The sequence below is a fragment of the Flavobacterium sp. genome (genome assembly GCF_003525665.1).
Lineage (GTDB): Bacteria > Bacteroidota > Bacteroidia > Flavobacteriales > Flavobacteriaceae > Flavobacterium.
This window is the reverse complement of the sequence record NZ_DQDX01000132.1, coordinates 1-11,901: the sequence shown is the minus strand read 5'-3', so window position 1 is coordinate 11,901 and position 11,901 is coordinate 1. Positions and strand designations below refer to the sequence as shown.

General features: G+C 33.1%; 8 protein-coding genes. 4 read left to right on the top strand and 4 right to left on the bottom strand.

Annotation, left to right across the window (positions count from 1 at the left end; all coding sequences use genetic code 11):
• The coding region (gene bshC / locus DIU01_RS09430; protein WP_290833819.1) for a bacillithiol biosynthesis BshC at window positions 1-700 on the bottom strand (700 nt) is incomplete at its 3' end.
• Between the two features lie 68 nt (window positions 701-768).
• Window positions 769-4,785 carry a T9SS type B sorting domain-containing protein gene (locus DIU01_RS09425; RefSeq protein ID WP_290833818.1) on the bottom strand — a complete coding sequence of 1,339 codons (4,017 nt, stop codon included), beginning with the start codon at window positions 4,783-4,785 and terminating at the stop codon, window positions 769-771.
• Window positions 4,786-4,885: 100 nt separating this feature from the next.
• Here DIU01_RS09425 and DIU01_RS09420 point away from each other — a divergent pair, with 100 nt between their 5' ends.
• Window positions 4,886-7,066: a radical SAM protein gene (locus DIU01_RS09420; protein ID WP_290833817.1), complete on the top strand. Its 2,181-nt coding sequence runs from the start codon at window positions 4,886-4,888 to the stop codon at window positions 7,064-7,066.
• Between the two features lie 67 nt (window positions 7,067-7,133).
• Here DIU01_RS09420 and DIU01_RS15605 read toward each other — a convergent pair whose 3' ends face one another.
• Window positions 7,134-7,253 carry a T9SS type A sorting domain-containing protein gene (locus DIU01_RS15605; RefSeq protein ID WP_367221923.1) on the bottom strand — a complete coding sequence of 40 codons (120 nt, stop codon included), beginning with the start codon at window positions 7,251-7,253 and terminating at the stop codon, window positions 7,134-7,136.
• A 189-nt stretch (window positions 7,254-7,442) separates the two neighbouring features.
• Between DIU01_RS15605 and DIU01_RS09415 the strand changes: the two genes are divergently transcribed.
• From DIU01_RS09415 to DIU01_RS09405, 3 genes are all read left to right on the top strand, one after another.
• Window positions 7,443-7,928 carry an acetyl-CoA carboxylase biotin carboxyl carrier protein subunit gene (locus tag DIU01_RS09415; RefSeq protein ID WP_290833816.1) on the top strand — a complete coding sequence of 162 codons (486 nt, stop codon included), beginning with the start codon at window positions 7,443-7,445 and terminating at the stop codon, window positions 7,926-7,928.
• 108 nt (window positions 7,929-8,036) lie between these two features.
• On the top strand, window positions 8,037-9,485 hold the full coding sequence (locus DIU01_RS09410) for an acetyl/propionyl/methylcrotonyl-CoA carboxylase subunit alpha (protein WP_290833814.1): 1,449 nt from the start codon (window positions 8,037-8,039) through the stop codon (window positions 9,483-9,485).
• A gap of 86 nt (window positions 9,486-9,571) precedes the next feature.
• Complete coding sequence (locus DIU01_RS09405; RefSeq protein ID WP_290833812.1) at window positions 9,572-11,113, top strand: acyl-CoA carboxylase subunit beta; 1,542 nt, start codon at window positions 9,572-9,574, stop codon at window positions 11,111-11,113.
• Between the two features lie 257 nt (window positions 11,114-11,370).
• Here the strand turns inward: DIU01_RS09405 and DIU01_RS09400 are convergent, their stop codons facing one another.
• Window positions 11,371-11,847 carry a hypothetical protein gene (locus tag DIU01_RS09400; protein WP_290833811.1) on the bottom strand — a complete coding sequence of 159 codons (477 nt, stop codon included), beginning with the start codon at window positions 11,845-11,847 and terminating at the stop codon, window positions 11,371-11,373.
• Between the last annotated feature and the right edge of the window lie 54 nt (window positions 11,848-11,901).

The window sequence follows — 11,901 nt, the reverse complement described above, 5'->3', positions numbered from 1 at the left end:
CACTTGAATCGCCGTCAATAATAACCAAACCTTCATTTTTAAACAATTCGTTGGCTAAAAATCGTGTTGCATTGGCTAAATTGGAATGTTCTAAGTAGCTTTTTGTAAACAAATCTTTCAAGTAATCAGCATTCGAACCAATTCCTAATTCAGATGAAAATAATTCGAAAACTTCCGCTAAACCTTCGGTAGAAAGTCGACCAACTGGTCCAAAACTTTCTCTGTTCCATTTAACTTTTTTGCCCTTAAAATTAAAATAATTGATTTCTTCAAAGTCATGATCTTCTGTCGCCATCCAATAAATAGGAACAAAATTATGCTCAGGAAATTCGTTTTTTAATTGCTTGCAAAGATTTATTGTTGAAGCAATTTTGTAAATAAAGTAAAGTGGTCCAGTAAATAAATTCAGCTGATGTCCAGTAGTTATTGCAAAAGTATTGGCGTCTTTTAATCGTTGTATGTTATTAGAACTTGCTTCAGAAATTTCAAAACCAGAATACTGTTTCTCTAGTTCTGAAACTAAAATTTGACGATTTTCATCTGAAAAATCAGCTTTCTTCTCCTCAATTTGTAGTTTAAAATGCTCTAAATTAGGAAAACGATTGTATAACGATTTCAAATTGGGTTTTTGATCTAAATAATCTACAATTAGTTTAGAAAAATATCCCGAATCTTGATAGGTTATACAGTCGTTTGGCATTTTATAATTTTTTTGTAAAAATACTTAAAATTGAATTAATAAAGTTGTCTTTAACTTTCAATTAAGGTTTATCGTTTTAGTGTAAAGTGCGCACGGTGTTCTCTTCCGTCTTCTCTTTTAACGACAAACCAATAATCATCAGAAATCACTTTGGTACCATTATAAGTTCCGTCCCAACCAACAGAATTCGGATTTAAAACTTTCATAATTTTTCCGTATCTATCAAATATTGTGACTGTTAAATTAGGTTCGTATTGTGAAAATTTAATTCTCCAATAATCATTTGTTCCGTCGTCATTTGGTGTGAAAAATTTTGGATAATTTAAAAGTACAACGTCTTCATTAACAATTCCACATTCGTCTTTTACGTAAACGGTGTAAAAACCGCTTGTTAAACCACTAAAAGTATTACTTACTTGATAGTTAACTCCATCCAAAGAATACTGAAAGTTGTCATTAATTGTTGTTGAAACGATGATAACATTTTCTGTATCGGTCCAATCTTGCGTGTCAATTGATGCAATTGTAGCTACTTGCGATGCAACAACATTAAATGATTTTGTAGAAGAACAGATTAGAGTTCCGTAATTTTTAGTAACGGTTACAGAATAAGTTCCAGGATTTGAAATTGAAATTGATTGGGTTGTTGCTCCAGTCGACCAAAGGTAACTGTTAAAACCAGAACCAGCATTTACTGTAATAGATGTTGCTTGACAAATTGGCATTACGTCATCAATTGAAATAATAGGTTTTTGGAATAATGATAGGTTTAAGTTTACAATTTGGTGGCAACCATTAGTAGAATCTAATCTAACATATACAATCGTTGAACCAACTGACAAGCTATAATTTGAATTTAATTGCTGACTTGCAAGTTGATTTTCTGCACCGTTTAATGAGGAATAATAGGTGAAAGTCATTCCAGAAGTTGAAGCAACAAAATTCGAATTATAATTAGATAAGTTTATATTTTCTGAACCATCATTTAAATCATCACAAAACGATTGCGAGTAATCATTGGCATTTAAAGTATTTATCAAAGATACATTTATCATTAATCTACCTACACTTTCACATCCGTTAATAGTTTGCGTTGCAAAATAGGTTGTTCCGTCAACTAGTAAAGTTGAATTCGGTAAAATAGTCGTACCTGAATTGTTTGCGTACCAATTTATTGCGGTTCCAGAAACACTGACGTCACTTAATGTTGGACTAGAAGTAGCACAAAATTCTTGACTAGCATTTCCTGTTGGAATAGGAGTATTCTGAATTGAAATTGTCACAGGAACTCTCAAACTTTCACAACCGTTGATGGTTTGTGATGCATAATAAGTGGTTCCATCAACTAAAATAGTTGCATTAGAAAGTAAATTTCCAGCTGTTGACGAGTTATACCAGTTGATATTTGTACCAGAAATTATAATATCGTTTACAGTTGCATTTTGTTGAATACAGAATGTTTGTGGCGATGTTGCCGTTGGAAGTGCTACAGGACTTATTATTATATTTTGAGTTTGAGTTTCAATATTTCCATTTCCATCATTGTAATTCCAATTTATAGTATAGGTTCCAGGTAATGAATAGGTTAATGGATCTGTCGTTGTTCCAGTAACTGTTCCAGAGCAATTATCTGTAGCGGTCGGAATTGTTGAAACGATTACAGTGCAATTACCGTTTATATCTGGTAGATTTGCTATGTTTGGTATTGGTTTACTTGAATCGCCTACAACAATTGAGATCGTGTTTGAACCATCACAACCACCAGTTCCAGTTATTACACAAGTATAATCACCTGAATTTGCAGCTGTGGCATTTGTTATTTGAGGGTTTTGCAAAGTTGATGAAAAACCATTTGGACCTGTCCAAGAGTAATTTGTTCCACCAGATGCTGTTAAATTTAAATTATTTCCAATACAAATTGGAGAATTAGACGATGCTAAAGTAGATGAAACACAGTCTCTAAATTTTACTAAAAAAGTATCTGGATTTGAACCTAGAGTTGTTTGGTGAGCATCTGCTGTTGCGATTCCTGTCGTACTACCATTTACATTTCCGAATAAATAAATATCATTATTATCATCAATATCTATAAAACCAAGTTGTTCACCTAAATTGCCACCATAATAGGTTCCCCATATTCTCTGGCCGTTAGCGCCTAATTTTACTAAATATACTTTAGAGTATGAATTTTTAGTTGGCATATAACTATCTGGAGTTGTTATACCGCTATTAACACCAGTATAACCAGCAAAATAAAACTCATTATTAGTATTAACAGCGATTCCAATTATTTGTTCTATAAAATACGTTCCCCAATTTTTGGTTTGTGTATTTACATTAAAGTTTATTATAAAACTATTTTGAGTTCCAAAAAGAACGGCGCCAGATGGAATTGGCTGTAATGTTTCAAACCAACTGCCTGGCGTGGCAATACTGTTAGTGTTAATTGTTCTACCTACTAAATATAAATTATCTCCTTTGATAACAGATCTAAATAAAGATGTACTATTGGAGAAATAAGTACCCCAAATTCTTTGTCCATTTAGATCAAATTTTACAATCATTCCTCCTGCTGTTCCATCCGATGTTTCTTGATAACTTCCTGGTGTTGCTATATTAGTAATGCTATTTTGTGTTCCACAAGCATATATAAAACCATCATCTGAAATGTTGATATCAAAAAAGCCATCACTTTGTTGTCCTCCATAAAATGTACCCCATATTCGTTGTCCATTGGGATTGAATTTTGCAATAAATGCATCAGAACGATTATAATTTGAGTTATTGTTTAATTGATGTGCTCCTGATGTTGAAAAAAAATTCGTACTGACAGTTTCACCTACCATGTATACGTTATTAAAACTATCAAAACAAATAGATTGAGCATAATCATTTTCGTTTCCGCCATAATAGGTTCCCCATTCTTTAAAACCTTGACTATTTAATTTTATTAAAAACCCATCATTATATGTGCTTTTTACACTTTGAAAACATCCAACAGACGGTATACTTGGTTCTTCATATAATGTATAGCCAGTTAGATAAATATTATCAATTCCATCAATTTTCATTGTGGAAGTTGGAAATGGATAATATGAACCCCAAAGTCTAACTCCATTTGTGTCTAATTTTGCAATAAAATCTGCTCCTCCAAGGAAGTTTGATTGATATGTTCCTGCAGTTGCAATGTTTGAATTACTTCCTGTAAATCCCGAAATTAACACATTGTTATTAGAATCCACTTCAACAGAACCAGCACTTTCAAATCCAGATCCGCCATAGTAAGTTCCCCAAAGTCTTATCGGAACTGGATCTATTATAATCTTTTTATTGGACATATTTCTATACGATTGAAAGCCGTATGTATTTTTACCTGTTCTTTTGTAATTAATTTCAATTAGTTCTTTAGAATTTCCATTTTCAATCCAACTCATCGGAATCGTTTCCTGCATTTGTCCAAAACGAACCTTCATCTTAATTTTATTTTCAACTAATTCTGTTTTAGCACCACTAAATTGTAACTGAATGTCAGATATTTTTCCTCCTTCATTTACAATAAAATTATACTCTACTGGTTTAGTGATGTCCTCAGGAATAAAAAAGACAACGTCTATATTATTATAAATATTTTTATAAGTAACTTTTTTAAATTTGTATACTTCTAGAATTCCATTTGGGGCATGGATAACATTATAATAATTATCATAATCTTTAGTCTTTTCCTCAGCGATTAGTTTAACATTTTGGTTGGAGTTTATAAAATCAATATCAATTCTATGAAAATTATAATCTATCGTATATTCTGGTTCTAATGATGGTTTTATCTGTGATAGAGAGTAATTTTCAACTTTATTATTCTTTTTTGGATGTTTTTCAGTTTCATAAACATCATAAGAAAATCCATTTTGTTTTAATTGAACATTCAATCCATTTGTATTCAAAAGATATTTTACAGAGCTGTTTTTTCTACCTTTTTGATCTACAATTTGACCTTTGTTTTCAATGAAACCAATAGAGGAACTGTTTTTTTGAGCCAATAAATTTATAGAGAAGGTAAGAATAATAAAAAAGTAAAGTTTTCTCATTAGAATTAATTTGTTATTAGCAAATATATAAAGCTAAAATCGATTTTTGAATTATTTTAATTTTAAATTTAGCGTACTTTTGCAAAACAAATCATTTACATTGAAAGATATCCTCTTAATAACGCCACCATTTACCCAACTGAATACTCCTTATCCAGCAACGGCGTATATTAAAGGTTTTTTAAACACTAAAAACATTTCATCTTTTCAAATGGATTTGGGAATTGAAGTGATTTTAGAATTGTTTTCCAAAGAAGGTTTAACAGCAATGTTTTCAACCTACAATCTACAACCTACAACCCACAACCTAGAAAGAATTTATTCGCTCAAAGAAGATTACATAAAAACAATCGATGCTGTAATTGGTTTTCTACAAGGGAAAAATCCAAGTTTAGCTAGACAAATATGCAGTGGTAATTTCCTTCCGGAAGCTTCCCGATTTTCACAGTTAGACGATATGGAATGGGCTTTTGGAACCATGGGAATGCAAGATAAAGCTAAACATTTAGCCACATTATATCTAGAAGATTTATCCGATTTTATTGTAGAATGTGTCGATGAAAATTTTGGTTTCAGTCGTTATGCAGAACGTTTGGGTAGAAGTGCCAACTCGTTTGACGAATTATATTCTAATTTGCAAAACGATCCAACCTATATCGATAAAATCACACTCAGAATTCTGAAAGAAAGAGTAGAAGAAGTCCAACCTAAATTGATTTGTTTTTCTGTGCCATTTCCAGGTAATTTGTATAGTGCTTTTAGAAGTGCGCAATTTATAAAAACTCATTTTCCAGAAATTAAAATCGCAATGGGCGGCGGTTTTCCAAATACCGAACTACGTGAATTAAAGGATAAACGCGTTTTTGAATTTTTCGATTTCATAACTTTGGATGATGGCGAATTACCTTTAGAATTATTAAATTCCAATGTTCAAATTCCAAATTCCAAAGAGTTTAAACGAACTTTCCTTTTACAAAACAACGAAGTAACTTACGTAAATAACACTACAAAACCCGATTATAAACAAAGCGAAGTTGGAACTCCAGATTATTCCGATTTGCAACTTCAAAACTATATTTCGGTGATAGAAATTGCCAATCCAATGCACAGTTTGTGGAGCGATGGTCGCTGGAATAAACTAACAATGGCGCACGGATGTTATTGGGGAAAATGTACTTTTTGTGATATTTCTCTCGATTATATCAAATTATACGAACCCATCGCCGCTAAAATTTTAGTAGATAGAATGGAGGAATTAATTGCTCAAACTGGCGAAAACGGATTCCATTTTGTTGACGAAGCCGCGCCGCCAGCTTTAATGCGCGAAGTTGCTTTGGAAATCATCAAACGAAAATTAGTGGTTTCTTGGTGGACGAACATCCGATTTGAGAAAAGTTTTACATCTGATTTGTGTGTTTTACTGAAAGCTTCTGGTTGTATTGCCGTTTCTGGCGGATTGGAAGTAGCATCAGATCGTCTTTTGGAGTTAATTAAAAAAGGCGTAACCGTAGAACAAGTTGCTCAAGTAACCAGAAATTTCACCGAATCTGGAATTATGGTTCATGCTTATTTAATGTATGGATATCCGACGCAAACGGTTCAAGAAACGATTGATAGTTTAGAAATGGTGCGCCAATTATTTGAACTCGGCGTTTTACAGAGTGGTTTTTGGCATCAATTTGCAATGACAGCGCATTCTCCAGTTGGAATGTTTCCAGAGGAATTTGGTGTTATTCCAGAGCAAAACGAAATTACTTTTGCCAATAACGACATCAATTTTAAAGATAAAACCGGAATCGATCACGACAAATTCAGCTTCGGATTAAAGAAATCGTTGTTCAATTACATGCACGGAATTTGCTTTGATTATGACTTGCAAGATTGGTTTGATTTCAAAATTCCGAATACTAAAATTCCGTCTGATTATATTATTTCTTGTTTGGAAAAAGAACCCGATTTCAACATAAAATCTTCTGCAAAAGTAGTTTGGATAGGAGGAAAGCCCATTACTGAAAGCTTTACAAAATCTAAAAAAGGAAACTCTTGGAACATGATGAAATTGTCGTTTCATGATAAAACCGAATCGTTTGACATTTCATTAGAAGAAGATAAAGGCAAATGGTTGGTTTCGGCATTAGAACAAGTTGCTGTTTATGGTGATTCTAAAAGCACTTTTTCACAATTAAAATCCGATTTTGAATCACAATTTGAAGACTTCGAATTGTTTTGGTATTCTAAACCAATAGCTACTTTAAGAGAATTCGGACTTCTAGTTTTATAAAGCAAATAAAAAAACGCGAACCATTGCTGATTCGCACAGTTCAATTAACTTAAACTATAGTAACTGACTATTGTTTAACTACCTTTTCAACTTTATTTCCTTTGTCTGAAGTTATTTTTAAGAAATAAATGCCGCTTTGTCTGTTGGAAATATCCAAAATTACTGCATTCGAATTCTCGTAGCTTATCGCTACAAAATATATAGTAAGTTTTTAGTAATTTTATTCCACCTATATTCTAATGGTTTGACTTATTATTTTTATGTTTTTGATTACAATTTCAATTTAGCTATATTAAATTACCAATTTTAATCCATAATTTACTTCACGAAAACGTTTTCTTTGTTTATTTTTACGGTCAAATTTAAATTAAGTCGTATGAGTAATTCGTATAAACTTTCGGTAAACAACACAACTTCGTTTGATTTATCAGAAAGTGACCTTAAAAACCTTGACGCTGTTAGCATGGACAAAACAAAATTCCATGTACTAAAAGACAGTAAACCGTACAAAGCCGAAATCATTGCTACCGATTTCATAGCTAAAAAATACACGATTAAAGTTAACAACAACACTTATGAAGTGGCTATTTCAGACGCTTTAGACATTCTTATCAAAAGTATGGGAATTGAAGTTGGTAAAACCAAAGTCGTAAACGCTATAAAAGCACCAATGCCTGGTTTAATTCTAGAGATTAGTGTTGAGGTTGGACAATCAGTGAAAGAAAATGATCCATTATTGATTCTGGAAGCCATGAAAATGGAAAACAGTTTCCTATCACCAAGAGATGGAATTATAAAATCTATTGCTGTAGAAAAAGGAAATGCAGTCGATAAAGGACAATTGTTAATTGAATTCGAATAAAAAGACACAAATTTTGCCACAAAGGCGCAAGGACACAAAGGATTTTAATTTTTTATCTCCAAAAAAACTTAGTGACTTAGTGTCTTAACGGCAAATTAAAATCTATATATGAAAAAAATAACCAAAATATTAGTTGCCAATCGCGGTGAAATTGCCATTAGAGTAATGAAAACTGCTAAAAAAATGGGCATTAAAACGGTAGCTGTTTTTTCAACTGCCGATAGAAATGCGCTTCATGTGAAATATGCAGACGAAGCGGTTTGCATTGGTGAAGCTGCGTCAAGTCAGTCGTATTTGCGTGGCGACAAAATCATCGAAGTTTGTAAAGAATTAGGTGTTGATGCTGTGCATCCAGGTTACGGATTTTTAAGTGAAAATTCAGCTTTCGCCGAAGCTTGTGAAAAAAACAACATCATTTTCATCGGACCAAAATCGAAAGCGATTGAAATGATGGGAAGCAAATTGGCAGCAAAAGAAGCGGTAAAACATTATAATATTCCGATGGTTCCAGGAACAGAAGAAGCTATCACCGATATTGAAGAAGCTAAGAAAATAGCGAGCAAAATTGGTTTTCCAATTCTGATAAAAGCATCTGCTGGCGGTGGAGGAAAAGGAATGCGAGTAGTTGAAAAAGAAGAAGATTTTGTTTCTCAAATGGACAGAGCAATTTCTGAAGCAACCAATGCATTTGGCGATGGATCGGTTTTTATTGAAAAATATGTAACCAAACCACGTCATATCGAAATCCAAATTATGGCCGATAGTCATGACAATGTGTTGTATATTTTTGAAAGAGAATGCAGCATTCAACGTCGCCATCAAAAAGTGGTTGAAGAAGCACCATCATCAATTTTAACTCCAGAAAAAAGAAAAGAAATGGGTGAAGCAGCTGTAAAAGTAGCTCGTGCTTGTGATTATCTTGGAGCAGGAACAGTAGAATTTTTAATGGATGCAGATTTGAATTTCTACTTTCTTGAAATGAATACGCGTTTGCAAGTAGAACATCCAGTATCGGAAATGATTTCGGGTTTGGATTTGGTCGAATTGCAAATAAAAGTCGCTCAAGGCGAAGTTTTAGAAATGAAACAAGAAGATTTACAAATAAAAGGTCACGCTATGGAACTTCGTGTTTATGCAGAAGATTCTATGAATGATTTCCTTCCAAATGTTGGATTTTTAAGTACTTATAAATTGCCTGAAGGCGAAGGAATTCGTGTTGATAACGGAATTGAAGAAGGAATGGATGTGCCAATTTACTACGATCCAATGCTTTCGAAATTGGTAACTTACGGAAAAACTCGTGAAGAATCAATCGAATTAATGATTAAAGCAATCGATAATTATCATGTAGAAGGCGTTGCAACAACTTTACCTTTTGGAAAATTTGTGATGGAACACGAAGCATTTCGTTCGGGTGATTTCGATACTGGTTTTGTAAAATCATATTACAATCCAGAAAAAATGAAAGCCAATTTAGATACAGAAGCAGAAATTGCGGCGATGATTGCTTTGCAACAGTATATTTCTGATAAACAAATCCTAAGATTACCAAATTAAAGAACATAGAAAATAGAATATAGAAAATAGATTGAGCAGTTGGTAAAGTCTTTTTTCTATTCTCTATTTTCTTTAATCTCAAAACGATGGAAGACAAAATAAAAATATTAAACGATAAAATTGCTCTTGCCAAATTAGGCGGTGGCGAAAAACGTATTGCCAAACAGCATTCTAATAAAAAATTGACGGCTCGTGAACGAGTGGAATATTTATTAGACGAAGGTTCATTTGAAGAAATCGGAATGTTAGTAACACATCGAACTACCGATTTCGGAATGGAGAAAGAAATCTACTATGGCGATGGCGTAATTACCGGTTACGGAACAATCAACGGACGAATTGTGTATGTTTTTGCACAAGATTTTACGGTTTTTGGAGGTTCATTATCAGAAACGCATGCCGAGAAAATCTGTAAAGTCATGGATATGGCACTAAAAAGTGGCGCACCAATGATTGGACTTAATGATTCTGGTGGCGCACGTATTCAAGAAGGTGTTCGTTCGCTTGGTGGTTATGCCGATATTTTTTATCGAAATGTACAATCTAGTGGCGTAATTCCTCAAATTTCTGCAATTATGGGACCATGCGCTGGTGGAGCGGTTTATTCGCCTGCGATGACCGATTTTACTATGATGGTTGAAGGAAGCAGTTATATGTTTGTTACTGGTCCGAATGTCGTGAAAACGGTTACAAATGAGGAAGTTACTTCAGAAGAATTAGGTGGAGCAAGTACGCATTCTACCAAATCTGGTGTAGCACATATTACTTCTCCAAACGGAATTGAATGTCTAGAAGATATCAAGAAGTTGTTGAGTTATATGCCTCAAAATAACAGAGAAACTACGCCAAAATTACCTTACACGCCAAACGATGAAATTCGTGAAAAATTGGATACCATTATTCCAGAAAACGCGAACAAACCGTATGATATGCACGATGTAATTGCAAACATCATTGATGAAGATTCGTTTTTCGAAATTCATAAAGATTTTGCCGAAAATATTGTGGTTGGATTTGCTCGTTTGGGTGGAAGAAGCATCGGAATTGTAGCCAATAATCCAAAATATTTGGCTGGTTGTTTGGATGTAAAATCTTCAATTAAAGGTGCGCGATTTGTGCGTTTTTGTGACTGTTTTAATATTCCACTTTTAGTTTTAGAAGATGTTCCTGGATTTTTACCTGGAACCGATCAAGAATGGAACGGAATCATCACGCATGGAGCCAAATTGTTATACGCTTTTAGCGAAGCAACTGTTCCAAGAGTTACTGTAATTACAAGAAAAGCTTATGGTGGCGCGTATGATGTAATGAATTCGAAACACATTGGTGCCGACATGAATTTTGCTTGGCCAAGTGCTGAAATTGCCGTAATGGGAGCAAAAGGTGCGTCAGAAATTATCTTCAAAAAAGAAATTAGCGAAGCAGCAAATCCTGCAGAGAAATTAGCAGAAAAAGAAGCAGAATATGCGGAGTTATTTGCAAATCCATACACGGCAGCGCAACGTGGTTTTATTGATGAGGTAATTTTGCCACACGATACTAGAAGAAAATTAATGAAAGCCTTCAGTATGCTAGAAAATAAAGTAGTTGATGTTCCTAAAAGAAAGCACGGAAATATTCCGTTGTAGGTTGATATAAATTTAAAAAACCGTTTTGTACTGCAAAACGGTTTTTTTTATGTTGATTTTGATTAATTGACCAAAAATGGTGATTAGGTATGAACAGTTTTTTTTAACGTGTCGCGGCTTCAAGAAGTGGCGATGAACCAAGACCAAGCCTTTACAAATATAAACAAAACTTTAAATTAAAAACCTTTTCCATTTCAAATAAATCCCGAGCCACGCCATTTCTTGAAATGGCTGTTGTGTGCTGTTTATATTTAAATTTACCAGTTATAATCTTCTGGTATTCTTCCCGCAGGCAAACCAACAACCTTGCATTTAATACCTTTATCTTTAAAAAAACGATATACTTTTTTTAATTCATCTTTGTCCGAACTAGGCATTGAAATTTTTGAACCATCATCAAAATAAAAATTTACGTTGTGCATAGAATTTCGTTGTGAATTTGAAATTCCTACCTTTATTACATTTCTAATGCTGTATTTTTTTTTAAGTTTTTTTAATTTGTAATCGATTTCTATTCCTTGTTCATTAAATTCTATTCTGTAAATATTTTCATAGGAAAAATAAATTAGATAACCCATCTCTAAAATTAAAAGTAAAATAAAAATGACAATAGAATACGGCTTTTCAAATTTTTTACTTATTAAAGCACCATTAAAAATATAATCAAATGGAATTAATAACAATAAGTAAAATAACAATGCACCTAAATTTGTGTTTTCTTTTATAATTTTCATTAATTCAACGTTATTTGAGTTAAATAGCACACAACGTGTCGCCGCTTCACGAAG